We start from the raw sequence: 23692 nt of genomic DNA, 5'->3' as shown, positions 1-23692 counted from the left end.
TCGGCGAAACCTTTAGTGACGACGGCAATGGCGCTGGCACTTGCGTGGCCGGTTACTGCATTGGCGCAATCCGACACCCAGCAGGTCCGGGCCAATTCGCTGGCCGGTGCTTTCCTTGCCGCTCGCGTGGCGGAAAACGAATCCGACTTCGCAAATGCAATCGGCTTTTATACCCGCGCACTCGCTTTCGATCCGCGCAACGAAAGCCTGAAGCAGAACCTGATGGTGGCGCTGATTTCGAGCGGCGAGTTCGATCGGGCGCTGATCTATGCCGGCGATCTGAAGGAAGTCGCGGAGGTTGAACGTTTTTCGCGTGTGGCGCTTGCAGTGGATGCCTTCCGCAAGGCCGAGTTCGAAGACGCGAAGTTTCTTCTCAAACTAACGCTGGAATCGGACCTCGACCGCCTGATCACAAATCTGATGTCGGCCTGGGCCGAATACGGCGCCGGTGACGGCGAAGCTGCGGTCAAAAGGGCAGCCACGCTTGAAGGGCCCGCCTGGTTCGAGGTGTTTTCAGCCTACCATACTGCGCTCATTGCCGAGAGCAGCGGCGATTACGATGCGGCCAAAAAGGCCTACGAGCGCATCGTTACCAACCCGGCGACAGCGACGGCGGCGCCCGAGACCTTCTTGCGCGCGATCGAGTCCTATGCCGGGTTCCTCGCCAGCGGCGGCGAAATCGAAGCTGCGCTGGAAATGATCGATGAGGTGGAGAAGATTCACCTCGGCCGCCTGGATATGGCCGAACTGCGCGGTCGGCTCGAAGCGGGCGAGACGTTGTCACCGCTGGTCGGCAACTCCATTCATGGAGCATCCGAAGTTCTGTTGAACGTCGGCACGGCGCTGAACCGTGGCGGCGGCGAGGACTTTGTCCGGCTTTATCTGCGTATGGCATTGGCGTTGAGGCCGGAAAACGTGCCGGCACTCATGCAACTCGCCGCACTTGCGGAGCAGACCGGCAAGGCTGAGGAGGCGGTGGCGTTTTATGAGCAGGTGCCGGACACCGCGCCGCAGAAGGAACTCGCCGAACTTCAGCTCGGCCTGAACCTCGCCGACCTGAAGCGTTATGACGAAGCGATCGCACATCTGGAAGCGGTGCTTGCGAGTTCGCCCGACGACCGCCGTGCCTTTCTCGCGCTCGGAAGCGTTCACTCGTCGCGCATGGACTATCGTGCGGCTGCCAATGTCTATGACCGCGCTGTCGCGGCGATCGGCGAGCCCGGCCGGGCCGACTGGAACATCTTCTACCAGCGCGGCATCGCCTATGAGCGCCTGAAAGAATGGGAAAAGGCGGAGCCCAACTTCTTCAAGGCGCTGGAGCTTTATCCCGATCAGCCGCAGGTGCTGAACTACCTCGGCTATTCCTGGGTCGATATGGACCGCAATCTCGAAGAGGGCCTGGAGCTGATCCGCAAGGCGGTCGAGCTGCGACCGAGCGACGGGTATATCGTCGATTCGCTGGGCTGGGCCTATTACCGGCTCGGTCGCTACGGCGAGGCAGCGAGGGAGCTGGAGCGCGCGGTCGGTCTGATGCCGGACGATCCGATCCTGAATGATCACCTGGGTGACGCCTACTGGCGCGTCGGAAGAAGGCTCGAGGCACGGTTCCAGTGGAACCATGCGCGCGACCTCGACCCGGAGCCTGACCTTCTGGCCGAAGTGCTCAAGAAACTGTCCGATGGTCTGCCGCAGGTGGCAGGCCAGGCGAATGCCAACGATCATGTTGAGGTCGCTATGGCCGAAGGCATAACCGACACGCGGACCGACGCTTCGCCGTTGGCGGACAGCGACTATGTCGTGCAGCCCGGCCAGAGCCTGTGGTCCATTGCTGCAGACCGTTTGGGCCGTGGCAGCCGCTACGAAGAGATCATCGAGCTCAACCCCGAGCTTGGCGGCTCGCCGGATGCGATCTTCCCGGGCCAGAAATTGCGCCTGCCGACCACCAACTGAATTGGCGTTTCTTGACGCTCGTACGGCGCCCGACTACGAGGGTGCCGAATTTCTTGTACCGTTCCGAGGCATTTCATGACGGCACAGCCGCCCGCCGACCTGGACCCGACCAAGTCGTTTCAGGGTCTTATCCTCGCGCTTCACGCCTATTGGGCGGCGCGCGGCTGCGTGATCCTGCAGCCTTACGACATGGAAGTCGGCGCTGGTACTTTCCACCCGGCCACCACGTTGCGCTCGCTTGGCCCCAGGCCCTGGAATGCGGCTTACGTTCAGCCTTCACGCCGGCCCAAGGACGGCCGCTATGGCGAAAACCCGAACCGCCTTCAGCACTATTACCAATATCAGGTGATCCTGAAGCCGAATCCGCCCAACCTGCAGGAGCTTTATGTCGGCTCGCTTGAGGCGATCGGCATCGACACCGCGCTGCACGACATCCGCTTTGTTGAAGACGATTGGGAGAGCCCGACGCTCGGCGCCTGGGGGCTCGGCTGGGAGTGCTGGTGCGACGGCATGGAGGTTTCGCAGTTCACCTATTTCCAGCAGGTCTGCGGCATCGAATGTGCGCCCGTTTCGGGCGAGCTGACCTACGGGCTTGAGCGGCTGGCCATGTATGTGCAGGGCGTCGACAATGTCTACGACCTGAATTTCAACGGCGTAGAAGGGCCGGGCAAGGTCACCTATGGCGATGTCTTTCTGCAGGCCGAGCAGGAATATTCGCGTCACAATTTCGAGCACGCAGACACCGCGATCCTGCACCAGCATTTCATCGACGCGGAAAAGGAATGCCGCGCGCTTCTCGAGGCCGGCGCGCCGGCCGGCGACGCGAAACTGCACCGCATGGTGCTGCCCGCCTATGACCAGTGCATCAAGGCAAGCCATGTCTTCAATCTGTTGGATGCGCGTGGCGTGATCTCGGTGACGGAGCGGCAGAGCTACATCTTGCGCGTGCGCGATCTGGCCAAGGCCTGCGGCGAGGCGTTTCTGCTGACCGAGGCGGGCGGCGCGACCGCCTGAGGCCAATCTGCGGTTATCGAGGCGGTTAGGCCATTTCTCCGTAGTTTGCGGCGCTTGCATCCAGTTCCACTGCCGTTCCGATGGTCTGCAGCGCGCGGCGGACGCCCGATAGGCCGGTTGCGGGGTGTACATAGGCGTAAGCGCTGAACAGTGCAGCGAATGCGGCGATCTGGATAAGTCTGGATGCGGCCCTCATTGGTCTGGTCCCTTTCGCCTCCCGGTTGGCTCCTTCGCTTCTGGAGGCTGATGGACGCACTTTGGTGGGAACACGCTGAACCAGTGCTGGGCCGCCGGTTCATGTGGCGTTCAAGCTTGCGGCGGTTTTAGCGCGGGAAGCGTGACAGCGCGCGGCGGAGTTGCTATTCGCCCGGCGAACCATTTTTCGCCGCGAGCCCCCGATGCCCGACCTCCTGCTAGAACTTCGCTCAGAAGAGATCCCAGCCCGCATGCAGCGCAAGGCGGCTGGCGACCTGAAGAAGCTGGTCACCGATGCGCTGGTCGATGGCGGGCTGACCTACGAGGGGTGCCAAGAATACTGGACGCCGCGCCGGCTGGCGCTCGACATTCGTGGCGTGACCGCGCGTTCCAAGGATGTGCGCGAGGAACGCAAAGGCCCAAGCACCAAGGCGCCCGAACAGGCGGTGCAGGGCTTCCTGCGTTCGGCGGGCCTGTCCGATGTCAGCCAGGCACAAATCCAGACCGACCCCAAGAAGGGCGACTTCTACGTAGCCGTGATCGAAAAGCCCGGCCGCGCTGCCGAGGAAATCATCGCCGTGGCGCTGCCAGCGCTGATCCGCAGCTTCCCCTGGCCGAAGTCGATGCGCTGGGGCGAAGCCTCTGCGCCGCGCGGCACGCGCTTTTACGGTGACGAGGCCAAAGGCAGCGAAAGCCTGCGCTGGGTGCGCCCGCTGCAATCCATTGTCTGCACATTCGGCCCCGAGACCGAAGAGCCGGTTGTGGTCGACTTCGAGGTCGACGGCATTCGCGCCGGCAACGTCACCTACGGCCACCGCTTCCACGCGCCGGAGGCATTCGAGGTGCGCCGCTTCGACGATTATGTGTCGAAGCTGGAAGCCGCGAAGGTCGTTCTCGATGCAGAGCGCCGCAAGGAGATCATCCGCAGCGACGCCGCAAATCTGGCATTTGCCAACGGGCTTGAACTGGTCGAGGACGAAGGGCTGCTCGACGAGGTCTCGGGCTTGGTCGAATGGCCGGTCGTGCTGATGGGCACGTTCGAGAAGGACTATCTCGACATTCCGGCCGAGGTGATCCGCCTCACCATCCGCGCCAATCAGAAATGCTTCGTCACTCGGCCGCTCGCTTCGATCTCCCCCTCAAGGGGGGAGATCGGCCAACCGCAACTCTCAAATCACTTCCTGCTCACTGCCAACATCGAAGCGAGCGACGGGGGCACAGTCATCGCCGAGGGCAATGGCAAGGTGGTGCGTGCGCGCCTCTCCGACGCGCTCTATTTCTGGAAGACCGACCAGGCCGACCTGCCGGACCTCGGCGAGCTGTCAGCATCGGCCGAGAAGCTGGGGCTCGACCTGAAAAAGCCGCTCGACCAGCGCATGGCGCGGCTCGACCATTTGAACGTCACCTTCCACGCCAAGCTGGGCACGCAGGGAGAGCGGGTGGAGCGCATCGCGCGGCTGGCGGAGGAACTGGCACCGGTTGTCGGCGCTGATCCGGAGCTTGCCCGGCGCGCCGCACTTCTGGCGAAAGCCGATCTGCAGACCGAGGTCGTCGGCGAGTTCCCGGAACTCCAGGGCGCGATGGGTCGCAAATATGCGCTTTTGCAAGGCGAAGAACCGGCGGTCGCCGCCGCCATCGAGGAACACTACAAGCCGCTCGGCCCGACCGATGTCGTGCCGACCGAACCGGTTTCGGTCGCGGTCGCGCTGGCTGACAAGCTCGATACGCTGGTCGGTTTCTGGGCCATCGATGAAAAGCCGACCGGCTCCAAGGATCCCTACGCTCTGAGACGTGCGGCGCTGGGTGTGATCAGGATTGTGGTCGAGAACGGGGTGCGGTTGGGATTGAGACAGCTTCTTTGGCTGCGCTTATTCTTCATGCGCCTCACTTATATCAACAACGAGCTGAGGACAGCCTCGCAGTCCGTGCTGGAGTTTTTCACCAAAGAGCTTCTTTCGGATAAGCCCGATACGAAGGCTACCTCTGCAAAGGCTCTCCAAGAGTTCATTTCCACACTCGGTCGTGAAGTCGAGCAAAATGAGGGGCGCTCTCTAGAACTGCCTCGCCCCATTGTGGCGCAGACCGACAGTAGGCTCACGGACCTCCTCTCATTCTTCCACGACCGCCTGAAGGTTTATCTCCGCGACCAGGGCGCACGGCACGATCTGATCGACGCGGTGATTACACCTGCGTCGGACGACCTCCTGCTCATCGTCCGCCGGGTCGCGGCACTCGGAGCCTTGCTGGAAACCGAGGACGGCAAGAACCTGCTCGCCGGCACAAAGCGCGCTGCGAACATTCTCGCGGCCGAAGAGAAGAAGGGTACGGCAGTTGCGGACGCCGTCGACGCCGGGCTGCTAAAGGATCCGGAGGAAAAGGCGCTGGCTGATGCCATCGCCACGGCAGAAACCCAGGCCGCAACCGCAATCGAAGCGCTGGACTACGAAGCCGCGATGCGTGCGCTCAGCAGCCTGCGGGCGCCGATCGATGCGTTCTTCGACAAGGTGCTTGTCAACGATCCGGACGAGAATGTGCGGGCCAACCGGCTTGCACTGCTTGCCCGCATCCGCGAGGCGACCGGCAAGGTGGCCGATTTCTCCAGGATCGCCGGCTAGGACAATTCGTGCAGGGACTGCCGGTTACGTGAAAATCGGCCGCTAGTTTGAAGGTATGGTTCCCTGCGAACCGCCCGAGATGCCGCCGCTTCCTCCGCCTCCACCGGAACCGATGATCGTGACCACTGCGGAGTTCTGGTAGACATCGACCTGCACCAGCGGCGTCCCGTTGTGGATCGCGGAACGCGTCGCTTCGTCCATCGCTTCCCTGCGGTTCAGGAACTGCTCCAGCGTGTTGCGGGCGTTCGCCTTGCCGAACCACGGGTCGTCACCGTCTTCGGCGTCGATCTTCTTGAAACGGTGCACGTTGGCGCGGTCCTGCCGAACCACCTGCGCTGCCGTGTCGAGCCGGTAGCCGTCACTGGCGAAATGGTCGCGCTCCGAGAGCCGGGCCATGTAGCTTCCAAGATAGGTATCGGCCAGCGCAGGCGCTGCGAAAGCAAGCGACAGAGCCAACATGGCTGCCAGGTTCGCTGTGGATTTGATCATCTTTGTGCTACTCCCGTGCACGCAGCATAACACGCGCCCGGCGGCCGAAAAACGCCGGCCTATTCCATGCGGCCCGTCGGCGGCGCAGGGGGTGGCAGCGCGGATTTGGGCAGCTGATCGGGCGATGGCGGTTCTGGCGCGCGCGGGGCCTGGCGCGGGCTGGGTGAGCGAGGCGCGGAACTCACCTCTTGCTGCGGCTGCTCGCTGTAGACGGGAACCGATGGCGCCGAACGCGTTGCGAATGCATCGCCGACAATACCGCCGCGGATGACCATCGGCAGCGTGTGCGGCGAACGCTTTCTGCGCCCTGGATCGCCGATCGAGGCCACGTTCTCCATCGCGATTGGTTGCGGCGCGTCGACCATGGCTATGACGGATGGGCTAACGGTGATGAATTTCGGTTCTGCGGCTGGCGCGCCGCCGAAACGCTCGAAGCTTGGCATCGGAATGGCCGCGTGCCGGGGCTCTCCCGCGGCGGTGAAAGAGCCGGATTCAGGCTTTCCAAGCACGATGATCGATGGGCTTTCTGTCTTCTCGAGCGGGTCCAGCACAACGAAAGACGAAGCGTTCGCGGCATTTGTGGCCCCAAAAGCCATCAATATGGTCGCGAAGACTAAACGCATCGAAACTCCCGGCTGTCCGGCTCAATACCCAATTGCGGCGCCTGCAGCGCGCTTTCGCGGCCACATCGCACGGAAAAGTAGTGGTTAATGATTAACAAAGCGGTGACGTCGGGGCGCGAATGGCGGCCCTTGCCGCAAGGTTCAAGTGGCTGTACCGACAAGCAAAACTGCGTGAACGAGCTTGGCTAGGATCATTCGACAAGAAGAGGCGCTGCGCGAGGCGGCGGCACTGCTCGGTGCCGGCGGCGTAGTCGCCATTCCGACCGAAACGGTCTACGGGCTGGCCGCCGACGCGTTCAATGGCGAGGCGGTTGCGAAGATATTCGAAACCAAGGGCCGGCCGCGCTTCAATCCCCTGATCGCGCATGTCTCCAATATCGGCATGGCGACGGAGCTGGCCGTCTTCAATGACAGGGCGCGTGCGCTGGCTGAAAAGTTCTGGCCCGGACCGCTGACGATGGTGCTGCCCATGACCGCAACTTCGCCGGTTCATCCGCTTGTAACGGCCGGGCTCGACACGCTGGCGATCCGGGTTCCGCAAAACACGTTCACGCGCGCACTGATCGCCGAACTCGATCATCCGCTGGCCGCGCCCAGCGCCAACCGGTCGGGCCGCATCAGCGCGACCACGGCAGCCGCGGTCGACGCCGAGCTAGGGGATCGCATCGAGCTGATTGTCGATGGCGGCTCCGCGCAGGTCGGCGTGGAATCCACCATCGTGAAGGTAGATGATGACCGGGTGACGTTGCTTCGGCCGGGCGGGGTTGCACGCGAAGCTATTGAAGATGTTGTGAAAACCCGGCTTGAGGCAGTAACAGGCGCCACGGTGCAGGCACCAGGCATGCTTCTCTCGCATTATGCGCCGCAGCTGCCTGTGCGGCTGGGAGCGCGGGAGGTGAACTCCGGCGAGGCGCTGCTGGCATTCGGCCCGCGGCGCGCACAAGGCTCCGGGCAAGCCGCAGCGACCGTCAACCTCTCCGAGGCGGGTGATCTGCGCGAAGCGGCGGCCAATCTGTTTTCCGCCATGCGCGAACTCGACCGCGCGCAAGCGACGGCAATTGCCGTCGAACCAATTCCGGAAGAGGGGCTTGGCGAGGCGATCAACGATCGTTTGCGCAGGGCCGCCGCCCCGCGTGACATGACAGGGCAAGGTGAGTAGCGTTTGGTGATGGACGCGCCCGCCCAACCGCTCGATGAAACGCTGATCCGCAGTTTTGCCGGGATTGTCGGCGACAGATATGCACTGACCGCTGAGGCGGATATCGCACCCTATACGGTTGAGCGCAGGGGCCTGTTCGGCGGGAGCACGCCGCTGGTGCTGAGGCCAGGGTGCACCGACGAGGTAAGCCGCATCATGGCGCTTGCCAGCGAGACCCGTACCCCCGTCGTTCCGCAAGGCGGCAACACCGGGCTTGTCGGCGGCCAGATGCCGGATGGCAGCGGCAGGGAAATCGTCGTTTCGCTTTCACGCATGAACCGCATTCGCGAAATCGACACGACGTCCAACACGATCACCGCCGAGGCGGGTGTCGTATTGCAGACGCTGCAGGAGGCGGCAGATGGCGCCGACCGGCTGTTTCCGCTTTCGCTCGGCTCGCAGGGCAGTTGCCAGATCGGCGGCAACCTTTCCTCAAATGCCGGTGGAACTGGCGTGCTTGCCTACGGCAATGCGCGCGAGCTTTGCCTCGGCCTGGAGGTCGTGCTCCCCGACGGCCGCATTTTCGACGATCTGCGCAAGCTGAAGAAGGACAACACCGGCTACGACCTGAAGGACCTTTTTGTTGGCGGTGAGGGCACGCTTGGCATCATCACCGCGGCGGTGCTGAAGTTGTTCCCAAGGCCCAAAAGCCGGGAGATCGCCTGGGCCGGGCTCAACTCTCCGGACGAAGCGCTTGGCCTTTACCGCCTCGCGCAGGACCGTGGCGGCCCCTCGGTCACCGCGTTCGAGCTTGTCATGGAAACGCCGCTCGAATTCCTGCTAAGGCACAATCCGTCCGCACAGCGGCCGCTGGCGGAGCGTTATCCCTGCTACGTTATGCTGGAAATTTCTTCCGTCCGTTCGGCGAGCGATGCGCGTGAACTCATCGAGGACATTCTGACGGCGGCGATGGAGCAGGGCGTCGTGCTCGACGCCGCCATTGCGGCAAGCGGCCAGCAGTTCAGCGATTTCTGGGCCCTGCGCGAAAACATGTCGGAAGCGCAGAAGCCGGAAGGATTTTCGATCAAGCACGACATTTCGGTGCCCGTTGCGGCAATTCCGCGGTTCATCGCCGAGGGCGCCGATCTGGTCGAACAAGTGGCACCGGGCGCGCGCGTCGTCTGTTTCGGCCACATGGGCGATGGCAATCTGCACTACAATGTCTCGGAACCTGTCGGCGGCGACAGTGCCGCCTTCCAGGCTCTTTACGGCCGGATGAACGAGACGGTACACGCGTTGGTGCACAATCTGGGCGGTTCGTTTTCCGCCGAACATGGCATTGGCAGGCTGAAGCGTGATGAGTTGATCGCCACCGCGCCGCCGGTCGCCACGGAACTCATGCGTGCAGTCAAACGTGCGATCGACCCGCTGGGAATCATGAACCCCAACAAGGTCATCTGACAATCGGCAAAGATGAACGGGCCTCAGTGAGCTTTCGCTAACCATCGTTCCGATCAGCGATTGTTAACCGAAGTTCTTCGCCTGCCGGTAAGGTGCCGGCGCTACTCTCCCAATCAAGAAACGGGGCAAACCCGTTCAGGGATCCGGCTACGGCTCTCAGGAGAGACAGGAAGGCACAATATGAACACCGGACTGATGCCAGTCTGGGCGGGCAGCAATATGCGGCTCGACCCCTATCGTCTGCCGCAGGTCGTGACCTACGCGCTGAGCGACGAGCACGGCGACGTGCTTTTCACCATCGACCGCCGCGGCGCGACGATCAAACGTCATCTGAAGAATTCCCGCCTGCCGGTCAGCATTGCGATTCCGGCGTCGGCCTTCCGCGGCGTCGCAGCGCGTGCAATCGAGGACGACAGCGGCGAGGTGACGGTAACGCTGGAACTGCTCCACGCCGACGATTCGCTGTCGGTGCCGCTGCTTGTCGCCAGCGATCTGGACGATGTGGCGGCCGACTGGCGTGCATGGTCGGAGGCTTATGGCCTGCCGATGATGCTGGTCGAGGCCGACGGTGTTGCCCGTGTGCTGGAAGACACGATCGGCGAACGCCAAGTCGCGCCGGTGCATGAACGCCGCCAGGGCAAGGCTTCAGTGCGTCGCCGCCCGCGCTTCCTTGCGCGCCGCAAATGCGGCCAGCTTGGATTGCGGTTGGTGGTCAAGGGCGAAGAGATCATCGCCCGCAGCTGATCGGGTTAGAAGCTTGGGCTGATAACGGCCCAGGCTCCTCCGCCCAGAAGGCCGAGGAATATCAGCCAGCCGACCACATTGTTGGATCTGAAAAGCTGCAGACACTGATCCGGGTCGTCGATGTCGAGAACCCGGATTTGCCGCGCCATATGCGCGCCGGCGGCCACCAGCCCGGCGAGTGCGGGCATCGGCACCGCGGCAAGCGCGAATGCCACCGCGAAAAACAGCAGCGCACCGCCATAAAGTAACACCAAAGCCTGCTTCGTTCGCGCGCCGAACAGCCGAGCGGTGGAGCGTACGCCCACCAGCGCGTCGTCTTCCTTGTCCTGATGCGCGTAGATCGTATCGTAGCCGATCACCCATAGGATCGAGCCCGAATAAAGCAGGAAAGGTGCCAGTGAAAGGCTGCCGAAATGCCCCGCCCAGCCCATCAGCGCGCCCCATGAGAAGGCAAGCCCGAGGAAAAACTGCGGCCAGTCGGTGAAGCGCTTCGCAAAGGGATAAAGCGCGACGATACCGAGCGAGGCAACGCCCAGCAGAACTGTGAACCAGTTGAACTGAATGAGTACTGCCAAACCAAAAAGCGCCTGAACGACCAGGAAAACCCAGGCCTGTTTGCGGGTGATTTGCCCGGACGGCAGCGGGCGCGAGCGCGTACGCTCGACCTGTGTGTCGATGTTCTCGTCGACCAGGTCGTTATAGGTGCAGCCCGCGCCGCGCATCGCCAGCGCGCCGATCAGAAACAGCACGAGGTGATAGGGCGAGGGCATAACGTCGAGGATTGCCGCACCCGGCTTCGCATAGGCGAGCGCGGCAAGCGCGGTGGCCCACCAGCAGGGCCAAAGCAGAAGCTGCCAGCCGATCGGTCTGTCCCAGCGCGCGAGTTGCGCATGCGGCCACAGCGCACGGGGCAGCACGCGATAGACCCAGTGCCCCGACGGAGCATCGGAAACCCGGCCGCGAACGCCTTTGGATTGGATGGTGTCCATGTGTGAGCAAGTGGCAGGCGGTTGGCGCAGCGTCAAGCTGGCGTGTTGTCCAGCTCTCGTCAGCACAACGAGCGGGCCGCGCCACGGTTCCAGGTAAAACCTGTCCAAAGCTGGCGGGCAAACCCTTGACCCCGGGCCGCAGTGGCAATAGCGCAACGCTTAGCCAACCGCCGCCGCGAGGTTTCATGAACGTTCTTCTGATCGGTTCCGGCGGGCGCGAACATGCGCTTGCCTGGAAACTTGCCCAATCCCCATTGCTCGGCACGCTCTTTGCCGCGCCGGGCAATCCCGGTATCGCGAAACACGCCAGCTGTCTGGCGCTCGATGTCACCGATCATGATGCCGTTGCCGGTTTCTGCCGGCAAAACGAGATTGCGCTTGTGATCGTCGGCCCGGAGGCGCCGCTCGTTGCCGGCCTTGCGGATGCACTCGCCAGGGAAGGCATCAAGGTTTTTGGGCCTTCCGCTGAAGCAGCCAAGCTTGAGGGCTCCAAGGGTTTCACCAAGGAACTGTGCGACCGCTGCGGTGTCCCTACCGCCGCTTGGCAGCGCTTCAACAATGCTCCAAAGGCGAAAGCCTATCTGCGTCAGGTCGGCGCGCCGATTGTCATCAAGGCCGACGGCCTCGCCGCGGGCAAGGGAGTAACCGTCGCCGAAACTCTGGACGAGGCGTTTGCCGCCGTCGATGACTGTTTCGAAGGCGCGTTCGGCGACGCCGGGGCGGAAGTCGTCATCGAGGAAAAGCTCGTTGGCGAAGAGGCGAGCTGCTTCTTCATCTGCGACGGCACGACCGCGCTGCCCTTCGGCACGGCGCAGGACCACAAGGCTGTCGGGGAGGGCGATACCGGTCCCAACACCGGCGGCATGGGCGCTTATTCCCCGGCTCCGGTGATGACACCGGAAATGTCGGCGCGCGTGATGCGCGAGATCGTGGAGCCGTCGCTGCGCGGCATGGCCGAGACGGGCACGCCCTTCACCGGCGTGCTGTTCGCCGGGCTTATGATCACCGAGGATGGGCCGAAGCTGATCGAATACAATGTCCGTTTCGGCGACCCCGAATGCCAGGTGCTGATGATGCGGCTCGACACCGACCTCCTGCCGCTGCTGGCCGCCGCGGCCGATGGCAGGCTTGCGGACGTCTCGGCCAACTGGCGGGACGAAGCGGCTTTGGCGGTGGTCATGGCCACCAACGGCTACCCGGGCAGGACGGACAAGGGATCGGTGATCGGGGGTACCGACGCCGCGGACGCAGCCGAGGGTGTGGAGATTTTTCATGCCGGCACCGCTCTGGACGGCGCGAACCTGGTCGCGGCCGGCGGGCGCGTGCTCAATGTCACGGCACTTGGTGCCAGCGTGACTGCAGCGCGCGCCGCTGCCTATGCCGCCGTCGACAAGATCGACTGGCGGGGTGGCTTCTGCCGCCGCGACATCGGCTGGCGCGCGGTGGCACGGGAGAATCTTGAAAAAGCCCGTTAATACGTGTAATTATACGTATTATGAGAAAGCTTACGATCACAGTCGATGACGAAGTCTATTCGGGCCTGCACCGTCGCATAGGGCAGCGGAAGATAAGCAAGTTCCTGAATGATCTTGCACGTCCCCATGTGATTGGCGACGAACTCGACGCTGCATACCGCGACATGGCCGCTGATGAAGAGCGCGAGCAGGATGCGCTGGTGTGGTCGGAGGCGATGATCGCGGACGTCGCCGATGAGCCCCGATAACACGCCGCGCCGGGGCGAGGTCTGGTGGATCTCTTTCGACCCGTCGGTCGGTGGTGAAATTCGCAAAACCCGTCCGGCAATAGTTGTCTCAAATGATGCTTCAAACCGACACCTGAACCGACTTCAGGTCGTGCCGCTGACAAGCAATGTTGACAGGGTGTTCCCTTCGGAAGCGCTTGTTCTCTTGAATGGTGAACGCCGCAAGGCCTTGGCCGACCAGCTTACAACTGCCAGCAGGCAGCGACTGAGACAGCGCATCGGAAGCCTAAGCGATAGCGACATCAAGGCAGTCGAACGGGCGATAAGCACGCAACTCGGATTGGGCTGAATCCGACAAAAGGCAAGCTTAGCCGAAAGGATCGGGCGCAGGTCGGGCCGGTAGCGTCCCTTCCGCTGTGCGCATTTTGTGGTGTGCAAGCGAGCATCGGGGTGAACACAAGACGCCCCGGTCGCACCAGTAGGCGGGTCCATCGCCATCGAGCGCGAAACCGGGCGATCCATAGGCAAGGCCGCATTCGATACAGCGGGTGATTTCCGGGCGTGCAAGCATGCCGCACGCATAGCCGAAGCGCCGCCTTACGCCAAGCTCATGAATTGACGTTTACGTAAAAAGCCACTAGCGGGTGACGGTGAGTTCCTGCATATTTTCCGAAGCGCGCCAGAGGAGGGCAGTTCGGCATGTATCGTGCACCCGTCGAGGAAATCGCATTCACGCTGAACCACGTCGCGGGCATGAAAACCGCGCTGGAAGGCGGCCGGCTGGGCGATCTGTCGGAAGATCTGGTTGACGCGATCCTCAACGAGGCCGGCCGCTTTGCGACCGAGGAAGTCGCGCCGCTCTACAGAATTGGCGACGAGCATGGCGCGGTGCTCAAGGACGGCGAAGTCACAACGCCGCCCGGCTGGAAAGAGCTTTACAAAAGCTGGTGCGAAGGCGGCTGGAATTCCATCGCCGCACCCGTCGATTTCGGCGGCCAGGGCCTGCCCAACATGCTGCACGTCGCAGCACTCGAAATGTGGAACTCCGGTGCCATGGCCTTTGCCATTGGCCCGACGCTGACAATGGGCGCCATCGAAGCGCTCGACAAACACGCCTCCGACAACCTCAAGGCGACCTATCTGGAAAAGCTCGTCTCCGGCGAGTGGATGGGCACCATGAACCTGACCGAGCCGCAGGCCGGTTCCGATCTCAATGCGCTGCGTGCCCGTGCCGAGCCGGTTGGCGACGGCAGTTACCGTATCTTCGGCCAGAAGATCTTCATCACTTACGGCGAGCACGATTTCACCGACAACATCGTGCATCTGGTGCTGGCGCGCCTGCCCGACGCACCGGCCGGAACGCGTGGCATCTCGCTGTTTCTGGTGCCGAAATTCTTCGTCAATGACGACGGTTCGCTGGGCGAGCGCAACGACGTGGTCTGCGCCTCGATCGAGCACAAGCTCGGCATTCACGCCTCGCCCACCTGCACCATGATCTATGGCGACGGCACGCACGGCGCCAAGCCGGGCGCCATCGGCTGGCTGATCGGCGAGGAAAATCGCGGCCTCGCCTGCATGTTCACCATGATGAACAATGCCCGCCTTGCAGTCGGCATGCAGGGTGTCGCGGTGGCGGAAGCCGCTTATCAGCGCGCACTGGCCTACGCGCAGGACCGCCGGCAGGGTCGCGCCGAGGGCGATACCTCGGAGGGCATGAGCCCGATTGTCATGCACCCCGATGTGAAGCGCACGCTGGTCACCATGAAAGCGCTGACCCGCATTGCGCGCGCGATATCCTATTCCTGCGCGCATGCGATCGACATGGCGCATGCCGGCGAAGGCGATGACGCCCGCCACTGGAACGAGCGCGCCAACCTGCTCACGCCTATCGCCAAGGCGTTCTCCACCGATGTCGGTGTCGACGTGGCCTCGATGGGTGTCCAGGTTCATGGCGGCATGGGCTATATCGAAGAAACGGGTGCCGCGAGCCTGCTGCGTGATGCCCGCATCGCGCCGATCTATGAAGGCACCAACGGCATTCAGGCCATCGATCTCGTGATGCGCAAACTGCCGCTTGCCGGCGGCGAGCATGTCCACGGTTACATCGCCGAGCTGCGCGAGGATGTCGAGGCGCTGCGTAAGTCGAACCTGCCGGAACTTGGGCGTTCGGCCGACCGCATCTCGGCAGCACTCGATGATTTCGAGGGAGCGACCCGCTTCATTCAGGAGCAGCAAAAGGCGGGCGAAACGCAGACGGCCCTTGCCGGTGCGACGCCGTATTTGCGTTTGTTTGCTTTGGCTGCTGGCGGTGCCTATCTCGCGCGTGCGGCTGTCGCTGCCGGCGGCGGGGAACGTGCCAGCACGTGCCGCTTCTTCGCCGAAAACATGATTTCGGAAACGGCGGCCCTCAAATCGGCGGTCGTGGATGGCGCGGCCAGCCTCGCCGCCGCCGACGCAGCCTGAACGGGAGAACAACCGTGAGCGAACACGTCATCGTTGAGCGCCAGGGCGCCGCGCAGATCATCCGCATGAACCGGGGCGACAAGAAGAACGCGCTGACGCGCGCGATGTACGCCACTATGGCGGCGGCGCTGAATGCCTCGAATGACGACCCTGAAATCCGCGTCAACGTCATCATGGGCGTGCCCGGCGCGTTTTCGGCCGGCAACGACATCGCCGACTTCATGGTCATCGCCACCGGCGGCGACGGCGGCACCGAGGTTTTCGATTTCCTCTGCGCGCTGGCGACGCTGAAGAAACCGCTGATTTCGGCGGTCGACGGTGTCGCCGTCGGCATTGGCACCACGATCCAGTTTCACTGCGATCTGAGTTTTGCCACCCCTCGAACGGTTTTCCACACGCCCTTCACCGATCTCGGCATCATCCCGGAAGCCGGCTCGACGCTGATCGGCCCGGCCCTTCTGGGGCGGCAGGCCGCATTTGCCATGCTGGCGCTCGGCGAGCCTTTCCCGGCGGACAGGGCGCATCAGGTGGGCCTGATCTACAAGGTCGTCGCCGAGGACGCGCTGGAAGCCGAAGTGCTGGCCGCCGCGGCCCGCATCGCGGAAAAGCCGCCAACGGCGCTCGCCACCGCACGCCGGCTGATGGCGGGCGATACCGAAAAGCTGGTTGCCCGCATTACCGAGGAGGGGCAGCATTTTCGCAAATTGCTTGCTTCCGACGAGGCTAGGCAGGCCTTCATGAGCTTTATGTCCCGGAAGAAGTAGCCACCCGCCCTTGCGCCACGCACGCTGATTGAAAAGCACCAGACGCTTTTCAATCAGAATTCCGTTTGACACACCCGGTTGTAAAAATATTCTAACGGCAACCTCCGCGGACTCGTTTACGTGGACGAGGTCGTAGTCGGCGGGGGTGGAAAGCGCGCGTAGTAAGTCGGGCTTCTGTTTTGGGGAGGTGGTGCTAATCGTTATGAAATATAATTAGCGAGAATCATCTATTTTCTAAATACATTGGCGGCGGGTGCTTAGATTATGTGTGATTCGTTTCATGAACGAAGCGATGTTGGTATTAGAATTAAAAAATATGCGAATGAATTTGCGGAGGCGAAAACCGGTTTCGATATATTCAAGAACCTGAAAGATCTATGCTCTATTTATGGTTTTGAATGGTTCTCTATTGCCTCGTTTCCGTCTCCAATAGAGGAAACGTACAAACTCAGGGTATTTGTAAATAACTGGCATCCTGAATTGGTAGAGCGTATTTCCGCGGTTCCCGATTTCTGTAGTTTCGTCTCTGTGGTTCAGGTGCGGTCTTCAAATATACCCATAGTCCTTCGCTTCGATGATCTCAGCGAGAACACCGGCGAAAGAGGAATAAATGAGATTTTCCAGGAATATGGGCACGATTTCGCGCTTTTTCTGCCGCTCAGAAGCCTGACGGAGTTCAATGGTTCTGTAGCACTGTCCGGGCGCGGGGAAAGTCCCTCGGCTCAGGTGGTCATGGAAGTTGCCTACCTTTGCAACCATTTTCACGAGCCGCTGAACCAGATTGTCAAATCTCGCAGCTCTGCCGTCGAGAAGCTGAGTTCGACTCAGATTTCGATTCTGCAGCTGCTGGCGGAAGGCCATAACTCGAAAGAGTTGACTGGCAAACTCAGCATTTCTGCAAGCACGGTCAGTTACCACCTGCGTGGTGCGCTGGCTCTGCTGGGGGCTAAAACACCGGCGCATGCGGTCGCCATAGCCTGTATGAAGGGGCTGTTTCGTACTGCAGGTGGTTAACGAAGTATTGCCTGCTTTTCGAAATGAATTCTGGCCGCAAGACTGGATGTATTACGACAGTAAATCGGATTGAATATCCGAGCAGCAATATAGAAAGGCGAAACAGGCAAAGCAGAAGCTGACCAGCGGGTTGAATTGCGGCAATTCGTTGGAGGAAGCGCTGTGCAGATGATAAGGTGGCTTAATGTAACCGGTTTCTTGTCGGACCGAAGGGGAACGTCCGCAATAGAATTTGCTCTGATATTGCCTGTATTCGTGCTGATCCTGTTTGGATTGGTCGCATACGGAGTCTATTTCGGAGCTGCCAATTCGGTACAGCAATTGGCCGCAGATGCTGCCCGTGCAAGCATTGCCGGGCTCGATGAAGACGAACGCCGGAAGCTGGCTGCGTCTTACATTAACGACAATGCTTCCGGCTATATGTTGCTTGATGGCAGCCATGTGAGCGTCGATGTCACTTCCAGTGAACGCAGCCGCTCGCAATTTGATGTCTCGATATCGTACGATGCCGAGCGGCTTCCGATCTGGAACATGCATATCCCGCTGCCCCTGCCGGGCAAGGTGATACGGCGATCCTCGACGATCCGGATCGGGGGAATCTGAAATGGGGGCCCTGCTGGCCCTCGCGGGAACGGCCCGCAATGCCGCAAGCAACACGTCCGGCAACGTTGCCGTGGCGGGGTCGCTGTTCTTGTCTGTGGCGATAGCACTCGCCGCGGTGGCGGTCGACAGCGGTTCGATCTATCTGGAGCGCCGGCATGCCCAGAACACTGCGGACCTGACGGCGATAGCCGTCGCATCGCAGCTGTCGAAGGCTGAAGATATCGCGCGTGAAATGCTGGGGGCGAATGGATACAAAAACGTGTCCGTCAGCCTCGGAGAATGGGAGCAGCCCGTCGATACCCCGGCGGATTTGTCCGATCTTACCGCCGTGCTCGTCGAGATCGGCCGGTACAATGCCGACGCACAGCTTGTGCCTGAAGCCCGCTTTGTACCGGGTGAAACGCGGCCCAACGCTGTCCGCATTACGATGAAACGCCAGGGCGGGCTCTTTTTCGGGCGCGCAATCGTGGACGCGGTCGAAGTTTCGGCCGCCGGAACCGCCATGATTGCCAACCCGGCATCGATGTCGGTCGGGTCCACCTTGCTGAGTTTGGATGGCGGCATAGCCAACGCCATCCTGAACGGCGTGCTCGGCACCGATGTCTCGCTTCAGCTCGCGGACTACCGGTCGTTGGTTCAGGCCGATATCGGTCTTTTCCAGTTCTTCGATGCGTTGACGGGCGAACTGGAACTGGAGGCTCTTTCCTATGATGAGTTGCTTGAGGCCGAAGTTTCACTGGCGCAGCTTGCCAAGGTCGCCGAAGGTCTGGTCGGCAAGGTCGGAGCACGCCGTGCGCTGCGGCAGATCTGGTCGGATCCCGCCGCGGGCCGAAGTCGCGTTCGTCTCGCCAGGATAATCGACCTCGGCCGCTACGGTTCGCTCGCGGTGGGGCACGGACAGGCCGCTTTTCAGTCAGCCATGCCCGTCATGGATGCATTGATGGCTGCCGCCGGTGCAACCGGCACCCATCAAATAGAGCTGGACCTCGGGGCCTCGATCCCGGGAATCGCTCAACTTACGGCAAAGCTTGCAATCGGTGAGCGGCCGCAGGAAGCGCATTGGCTGTCAATTGGCGAAAACGGGGAAAAGGTGCGGACGGCACAGACCCGGCTGTTTTTGCTGGCCGATATCAACGCAGGCGTGGTCCGGGTGAGGTTGCCGGTTTATCTTCAGCTCGCTTATGCCGAAGCGGCCATTGAATCGGCCGAGTGCCACTCCGGCGGGTGGCTGAAGCCGAGAGTGGAGGTGGCTGTGCGCCCCGGGTTGGCCGAAGCATGGTTGGGTGACGTCGCGTCGGTTTCGCTGTCGGATTTCGAAACGCCTGCGCGGGTGAACAGCGCCACGATCATTGACACCGCCTTTCTGCGTGCGCACGCAATCGCAAACGTCGACATAGGAAATACCGCCGCCGAGACCGTTGTGTTTCGCTCAGCCGACATCGGAACGGGTGTTATCAAGCAGGTTTCGACCACCACGGCGGTTCAGTCGCTTGTCGGATCGCTGGTCGACAATATGAGACTGGACGTGAAGGTTGGCGGAATTGCTCTGACAACCCCCGACGCTGCGATGAACCTGGTCGCCAACGCCATTCGTCCCGTCGCGCAGCACCTCGACAAGGCCATTGTCGAGGTGCTGGCGCTGGCCGGCGTTCGGATCGGCGTGGCGGATGTGCAGGTCGGCGGCCTGGCCTGCAACCAGGCGGTGCTGGTGCAGTAGGTGGCCAGTAAGCGGTGGCGGACGCTGGTGTCGGCGAGCGTCGCGAGCCGGGATGTCCATTTCGCCCCGACAAGCTCAAGACGGGCCCTCCCGAATGTGGGAGGGTCAGGTGCGCTTTCCGTATGGCAGGCGAAGCCGCAACCCTACTACTATGGGCCCCCGGCCAAAGTGCGAAATCAGGCGGTCAAACTCACGGATACAACCGCGTCTTCCCCCATCCGTCCCCCTCTCGCGTGAACACAATCCGCTCGTGCAGCCGGAATGGCCGGTCGTGCCAGAATTCGATCTGGCTGGGCAGAATGCGAAAACCGGACCAGTAGGGCGGGCGGGGGATGTCGCCGATGGGGTATTTCAGCGTGTATTCGGCGACCGCCTTTTCCAGCGCCAGCTTGCTTTCCAGCGGCCGAGACTGTTTGGAGGCCCAGGCTCCGATGCGGCTGCCGCGCGGGCGCGACGCGAAATAGGCATCGGCCTCGCCGTCGCTCACCCTTTCCACCGGGCCGCGCACGCGCACCTGCCGGCGCAGGCTCTTCCAGTGAAAGCACATCGCGGCTTTCATCGACCCCAGAATTTCGGTGCCCTTGGCGCTTTCGAAATTCGTGTAGAAGACAAAGCCACGCTGGTCATGCCCCTTGAGCAGCACCATGCGTACGTCGGGCAGGCCGTCTTCGTCGACAGTTGCGAGCGCGACCGCGTTGGGGTCGTTCGGCTCGCTTTTTGCGGCATCCGCCAGCCAGTCCGAAAACAGCGCGATCGGCTCTGCGCGCGCCGCGAAGTCATCGGTTGTTAACCCTGTTTCAGTCATAATCGCAGCCTTGGGATTTCTGTTTCCGGGGAGATGGCTGATTGTCGCGTCGTGCGCAAGTGTTGCGGGTGCTGTGCCATGCGTTCGCCTTGCCGCGCCCTGCAGTCGGGCTTCTGTTGGCCGCCATTGTCAGCGGCTGTGCCGGCGGCGTTGACCTTGACCGTCTCGGTACCGACCGCTCGATCATAACCAATTCCGTGGTCCAGCATACGGGCCAGCAGCCTGATACGCGTGTGTCAGACGAGGCGGCGATCCGCGCTGCAGTCTCCGCATGGCCGCCCGACGAGGCCCCGCCCCAGACCGTACCGTGGGTCAACGCCAATACCGGGTCCAGCGGTGCAATCGCGCGGCTGGCGGATTCGCGCGACGGACCGCGCCGCTGCCGCCTGTTCAGTGCCACGCGCGACAGCTTCACCGGCAGCACGCGCTATCGCGGCAAGGCCTGCATCGGCGAGGGTGGCTCCTGGACGGTGTCTGAACTCGTCCAGGGCTGAAATCCGCGCCAGAACACCGGAAATACGGCCGGAATACTGGAATTTCTTCCTAGCAATGCGCATATAACGTGGTGACTTGATCCCCGGCACTCCGGTATTGGCAACCCATGCGTGATCCTTATGACGTTCTGGGCGTCCCGCGTGACGCCTCGCACAAAGACATAAAGTCGGCCTATCGCAAGCTGGCCAAGCAGTATCATCCGGATCAGAACCCGGATGATGCGAAGGCCAAGGAACGCTTTGCGGAGGCCAACCAGGCCTATGAGGTCGTTGGCGACGAAAAGAAGCGCAAACAGTTCGACCGCGGCGAGATCGACGCGACTGGCAAGCCCCGCTTCCAGGATTTCCATGCCGCCGGTGGCGGGGACCCGTTCGCAGGCTTCCGCCAGCAGGGCGGTGGCCCGGGCGGTGCGCGCCATTTCGAATTCCGCACCTCGGGATTCGATGGCAACGACATCTTCTCCGAAATTTTCGGCGACGCATTCGGCCGCGGCGGCGGGCCGGGCGCCGGCCCCGGTGCCGGTGCACAAAGCCGCGGTGGACCTAAGCCTGCCGATCTCAATGTCAATCTCGACGTCACGCTGGAAGACGTGATCAAGGCCTCGAAGGTAACGGCTGCGTTTCCCGACGGGCGCAAGCTCGCCGTCAAGCTGCCCGCCTATGTCGAGGACGGTCAGACGATCCGCCTGAAAGGGCAGGGCGATCCCTCACCCTTCGGCGGGCGTGGCGATGCTCTGGCCAAGATTCGCTTCAGGCGGCATCCGCGCTACCGGATTGAAGGTCGAGACCTTCATGTCGATGTTCCCGTCGACCTTTCGGATGCCGTGCTCGGAGCGAAAGTTCCTGTCGAAACGCCTGACGGCAAGGTCGCCGTCAGTGTACCGCCGGGCTCGAGTTCGGACCGTGCTCTGCGGCTTAAGGGACGTGGTTTGCCGGTCAAGACCGGCGGCCGCGGCGACCTCTACGCCAATGTCCGCATCATGCTGCCGAAGGATGATGTTGAGCTCGAAGCGCTGATGAGGAAGCGGCAAGGCTGAGCCAACCGCTCCCCGCTTGATGGCGTCCATGCCCTGTGCGATAGGCTTGTTCGTGAAAAATCACGAGGGAGTTTCATGGCATGAGCGGTGGCAACGGCCTGATGGCGGGCAAACGGGGTCTCATCATGGGCGTCGCAAACAACCGGTCGATCGCATGGGGTGTGGCCAAGGCTCTGCAGCGCGAGGGCGCGGAATTGGCGCTCACCTACCAGGGCGATGCCTTCCGTAGACGCGTCGAGCCGCTCGCCGAGGAACTGGGCGCGATCGTCGCCGGCGATTGCGATGTCACCGACATGGCTTCCGTCGATGCCGTGTTCGACGGGCTCAAGGCGAAATGGGGCAAGCTCGACTTCCTCGTCCATGCGATAGCCTTTTCCGACAAGGACGAGCTCGACGGCCGCTACGTAGAAACCACCCGCGAAAACTTCCAGCGCACGATGGATGTTTCGGTCTATTCCTTTACTGCGGTTGCCAAACGCGCCGAGGCGCTGATGGCGGACGGCGGCTCCATGCTGACGCTGACCTATTACGGCGCCGAAAAGGTGATGCCGCACTATAATGTCATGGGCGTTGCCAAGGCTGCGCTTGAGGCGAGCGTGCGATATCTCGCGGTCGATCTCGGCGGCGGCGGCATCCGCGTCAATGCGCTCTCGGCCGGTCCCATCAAGACGCTTGCGGCGTCGGGCATCGGCGACTTCCGCTACATTCTGCGCTGGAACGAGTATAATTCGCCGCTCAAGCGCGTGGTCACGATCGAGGAAGTGGGCGATTCCGCGCTTTACCTGCTGTCGAACCTGTCGCGCGGTGTCACCGGCGAGGTGCTTCATGTCGATTCGGGCTATCACGTCGTCGGCATGAAAGCGGTCGATGCGCCGGACATCTCGGTGGTGAAGGAATAGGTCACCGTTCGCTTCCGACATGCTCCCTCACGCTTATTTCGTCCGGCACGGCCTGACCGACTGGAACGCCGAGGGGCGTTTCCAGGGCCAGACCGACACTGACATCAACGAAACCGGCCGCCGTCAGGCGGACCGCAACGGGGCGCGGCTGGCCGAACTGATCGGCACCGCAGAGGGTTTCGATTTCGTCGCCAGCCCGAAACGGCGCACCCGCGAAACGATGGAGCGCGTCCGGGCCGCGATGGGCCTGCCACGCGAGGGCTACCGCACCGACGACCGCCTGATCGAAATGCACTATGGCGACTGGGAGCGTTTTACGCTCGCCGAGATCGAACAGCGCACGCCCGGAAGTTCTGAAGCGCGGGAAGGCGACAAATGGCACTATCGTCCGCCGGGCGAGAAGGCCGAGAGCTATGAACTTCTGGCGGAGCGCATTTCGCCGTGGCTGGCGGAACTGAAGCAGCCAACGTTATGTGTAACGCATGGCGGCATCATCCGGGTGCTGTTCAGGCTGATCGAGGGCTGGCCGGTCGAAGCGGCCTGCAAGGATCCGGTGCCTCAGAACCGGATACTCGAACTTAATGAAGGGCGGCTTCGCTGGCTCTAGCCTTACGGAAGAAACATATCCGTAATCTGGTTCACGCCTTCGCGCGCGTCATAGGCAATGGCGACCACGACGCCTTCGGACAGAACGCTCATGTCCATCTCGGCCGGCAGCTTGTAGGTTTTGCCGTCATCCAGCGTGATCGTCATCTCATCGGTGTTGAGCTGTTTGATCTCGCCTTCAGTGTTGCCGGCAAGAGCGCCAGAAACCATCAACATCAGTGCCCCGGCTGCGGCAATCAATCTGCGCATTCCCGTATTCCTTGATCTTTTCGCCTGCCTTCGGCAAGCGTGCCCCGGCCCCAATCCGTACACAGGCACAAACACACCGAATGTGTCAAAATTACTTCGCGCCGTGCGGTTTGACCACAAC

Annotated in this window: 25 protein-coding genes; 18 read left to right on the top strand and 7 right to left on the bottom strand. The window is 62.1% G+C overall.

Annotated elements, in window-relative coordinates:
- Positions 1–15 precede the first annotated feature (15 nt).
- Both EP165_RS00640 and EP165_RS00635 read left to right on the top strand, forming a co-directional pair.
- The gene (locus EP165_RS00640) at positions 16–1950 is read left to right on the top strand and encodes a tetratricopeptide repeat protein (RefSeq protein WP_245439887.1); all 1935 of its coding nucleotides are present in this window, start codon (positions 16–18) and stop codon (positions 1948–1950) included.
- 75 nt (positions 1951–2025) lie between these two features.
- Entirely contained in the window at positions 2026–2964 is a 939-nt protein-coding gene (locus EP165_RS00635) for a glycine--tRNA ligase subunit alpha (protein ID WP_127519631.1), read from the top strand.
- A 25-nt stretch (positions 2965–2989) separates the two neighbouring features.
- On the opposite strand, the gene EP165_RS20345 is transcribed toward EP165_RS00635, so the two are convergent.
- Complete coding sequence (locus EP165_RS20345; protein WP_164742914.1) at positions 2990–3160, bottom strand: hypothetical protein; 171 nt, start codon at positions 3158–3160, stop codon at positions 2990–2992.
- A gap of 202 nt (positions 3161–3362) precedes the next feature.
- On the opposite strand from EP165_RS20345, the gene glyS reads away from it, so the two are divergent.
- Positions 3363–5774: a glycine--tRNA ligase subunit beta gene (gene glyS / locus EP165_RS00630; RefSeq protein WP_127519630.1), complete on the top strand. Its 2412-nt coding sequence runs from the start codon at positions 3363–3365 to the stop codon at positions 5772–5774.
- A 42-nt stretch (positions 5775–5816) separates the two neighbouring features.
- Here glyS and EP165_RS00625 read toward each other — a convergent pair whose 3' ends face one another.
- Both EP165_RS00625 and EP165_RS00620 read right to left on the bottom strand, forming a co-directional pair.
- Positions 5817–6263 (bottom strand): hypothetical protein, encoded by a 447-nt coding sequence (locus tag EP165_RS00625; RefSeq protein WP_206075845.1) that lies wholly within the window; start codon positions 6261–6263, stop codon positions 5817–5819.
- A 59-nt stretch (positions 6264–6322) separates the two neighbouring features.
- On the bottom strand, positions 6323–6886 hold the full coding sequence (locus EP165_RS00620; RefSeq protein WP_127519629.1) for a hypothetical protein: 564 nt from the start codon (positions 6884–6886) through the stop codon (positions 6323–6325).
- A 181-nt stretch (positions 6887–7067) separates the two neighbouring features.
- Here EP165_RS00620 and EP165_RS00615 point away from each other — a divergent pair, with 181 nt between their 5' ends.
- The 3 genes from EP165_RS00615 to EP165_RS00605 all read left to right on the top strand — a co-directional run bounded on the left by EP165_RS00615 (position 7068) and on the right by EP165_RS00605 (position 10229).
- Positions 7068–8045 (top strand): L-threonylcarbamoyladenylate synthase, encoded by a 978-nt coding sequence (locus EP165_RS00615; protein WP_127519628.1) that lies wholly within the window; start codon positions 7068–7070, stop codon positions 8043–8045.
- A 9-nt stretch (positions 8046–8054) separates the two neighbouring features.
- The gene (locus tag EP165_RS00610; RefSeq protein ID WP_127519627.1) at positions 8055–9485 is read left to right on the top strand and encodes an FAD-binding oxidoreductase; all 1431 of its coding nucleotides are present in this window, start codon (positions 8055–8057) and stop codon (positions 9483–9485) included.
- 180 nt (positions 9486–9665) lie between these two features.
- Positions 9666–10229, top strand: a complete 564-nt coding sequence (locus EP165_RS00605) for a DUF6101 family protein (RefSeq protein WP_127519626.1) — start codon at positions 9666–9668, stop codon at positions 10227–10229.
- A 5-nt stretch (positions 10230–10234) separates the two neighbouring features.
- On the opposite strand, the gene ubiA is transcribed toward EP165_RS00605, so the two are convergent.
- The gene (ubiA, locus tag EP165_RS00600) at positions 10235–11218 is read right to left on the bottom strand and encodes a 4-hydroxybenzoate octaprenyltransferase (RefSeq protein WP_127519625.1); all 984 of its coding nucleotides are present in this window, start codon (positions 11216–11218) and stop codon (positions 10235–10237) included.
- 185 nt (positions 11219–11403) lie between these two features.
- On the opposite strand from ubiA, the gene purD reads away from it, so the two are divergent.
- Genes purD through EP165_RS00585 form a run of 3 tightly spaced genes read left to right on the top strand, consistent with a single transcriptional unit; the run spans position 11404 to position 13269 of the window.
- Positions 11404–12693 (top strand): phosphoribosylamine--glycine ligase, encoded by a 1290-nt coding sequence (purD, locus tag EP165_RS00595; RefSeq protein WP_127519624.1) that lies wholly within the window; start codon positions 11404–11406, stop codon positions 12691–12693.
- 20 nt (positions 12694–12713) lie between these two features.
- Complete coding sequence (locus tag EP165_RS00590) at positions 12714–12941, top strand: DUF8778 family protein (protein WP_206075844.1); 228 nt, start codon at positions 12714–12716, stop codon at positions 12939–12941.
- Positions 12928–13269: a type II toxin-antitoxin system PemK/MazF family toxin gene (locus tag EP165_RS00585; RefSeq protein ID WP_127519622.1), complete on the top strand. Its 342-nt coding sequence runs from the start codon at positions 12928–12930 to the stop codon at positions 13267–13269. The genes EP165_RS00590 and EP165_RS00585 overlap by 14 nt, the downstream gene beginning before the upstream one ends.
- Before the next feature lie 18 nt (positions 13270–13287).
- Here EP165_RS00585 and EP165_RS20605 read toward each other — a convergent pair whose 3' ends face one another.
- Complete coding sequence (locus EP165_RS20605; RefSeq protein WP_127519621.1) at positions 13288–13491, bottom strand: hypothetical protein; 204 nt, start codon at positions 13489–13491, stop codon at positions 13288–13290.
- Positions 13492–13619: 128 nt separating this feature from the next.
- Here EP165_RS20605 and EP165_RS00575 point away from each other — a divergent pair, with 128 nt between their 5' ends.
- From EP165_RS00575 to EP165_RS00555, 5 genes are all read left to right on the top strand, one after another.
- Complete coding sequence (locus tag EP165_RS00575) at positions 13620–15383, top strand: acyl-CoA dehydrogenase family protein (protein WP_127519620.1); 1764 nt, start codon at positions 13620–13622, stop codon at positions 15381–15383.
- 14 nt (positions 15384–15397) lie between these two features.
- Complete coding sequence (locus tag EP165_RS00570; RefSeq protein WP_127519619.1) at positions 15398–16147, top strand: crotonase/enoyl-CoA hydratase family protein; 750 nt, start codon at positions 15398–15400, stop codon at positions 16145–16147.
- A 264-nt stretch (positions 16148–16411) separates the two neighbouring features.
- Positions 16412–17161, top strand: coding sequence for a helix-turn-helix transcriptional regulator (locus EP165_RS00565; RefSeq protein WP_127519618.1), 750 nt, complete (start codon positions 16412–16414; stop codon positions 17159–17161).
- A 168-nt stretch (positions 17162–17329) separates the two neighbouring features.
- Complete coding sequence (locus EP165_RS00560) at positions 17330–17764, top strand: TadE/TadG family type IV pilus assembly protein (protein WP_127520745.1); 435 nt, start codon at positions 17330–17332, stop codon at positions 17762–17764.
- 1 nt (position 17765) lies between these two features.
- A complete protein-coding gene (locus EP165_RS00555) occupies positions 17766–19481 on the top strand; it encodes a pilus assembly protein TadG-related protein (protein WP_127519617.1) in 1716 nt (571 codons plus the stop codon).
- Between the two features lie 190 nt (positions 19482–19671).
- Here the strand turns inward: EP165_RS00555 and pdxH are convergent, their stop codons facing one another.
- A complete protein-coding gene (pdxH, locus tag EP165_RS00550) occupies positions 19672–20286 on the bottom strand; it encodes a pyridoxamine 5'-phosphate oxidase (protein ID WP_127519616.1) in 615 nt (204 codons plus the stop codon).
- 41 nt (positions 20287–20327) lie between these two features.
- On the opposite strand from pdxH, the gene EP165_RS00545 reads away from it, so the two are divergent.
- The 4 genes from EP165_RS00545 to EP165_RS00530 all read left to right on the top strand — a co-directional run bounded on the left by EP165_RS00545 (position 20328) and on the right by EP165_RS00530 (position 23323).
- Positions 20328–20780 carry an RT0821/Lpp0805 family surface protein gene (locus EP165_RS00545; RefSeq protein ID WP_127519615.1) on the top strand — a complete coding sequence of 151 codons (453 nt, stop codon included), beginning with the start codon at positions 20328–20330 and terminating at the stop codon, positions 20778–20780.
- 107 nt (positions 20781–20887) lie between these two features.
- Entirely contained in the window at positions 20888–21817 is a 930-nt protein-coding gene (locus tag EP165_RS00540) for a DnaJ C-terminal domain-containing protein (protein WP_127519614.1), read from the top strand.
- Positions 21818–21897: 80 nt separating this feature from the next.
- Positions 21898–22716 (top strand): enoyl-ACP reductase FabI, encoded by an 819-nt coding sequence (gene fabI / locus EP165_RS00535; RefSeq protein WP_127519613.1) that lies wholly within the window; start codon positions 21898–21900, stop codon positions 22714–22716.
- Between the two features lie 19 nt (positions 22717–22735).
- Positions 22736–23323, top strand: a complete 588-nt coding sequence (locus EP165_RS00530) for a histidine phosphatase family protein (RefSeq protein ID WP_127519612.1) — start codon at positions 22736–22738, stop codon at positions 23321–23323.
- 2 nt (positions 23324–23325) lie between these two features.
- Here the strand turns inward: EP165_RS00530 and EP165_RS00525 are convergent, their stop codons facing one another.
- Positions 23326–23571 carry a DUF1344 domain-containing protein gene (locus tag EP165_RS00525; RefSeq protein ID WP_127519611.1) on the bottom strand — a complete coding sequence of 82 codons (246 nt, stop codon included), beginning with the start codon at positions 23569–23571 and terminating at the stop codon, positions 23326–23328.
- Between the last annotated feature and the right edge of the window lie 121 nt (positions 23572–23692).

The sequence above is a fragment of the Mesorhizobium sp. Z1-4 genome, from assembly GCF_004000235.1.
GTDB lineage: Bacteria > Pseudomonadota > Alphaproteobacteria > Rhizobiales > Rhizobiaceae > RCIO01.
This window is presented reverse-complemented; position numbering and strand designations above follow the sequence as displayed.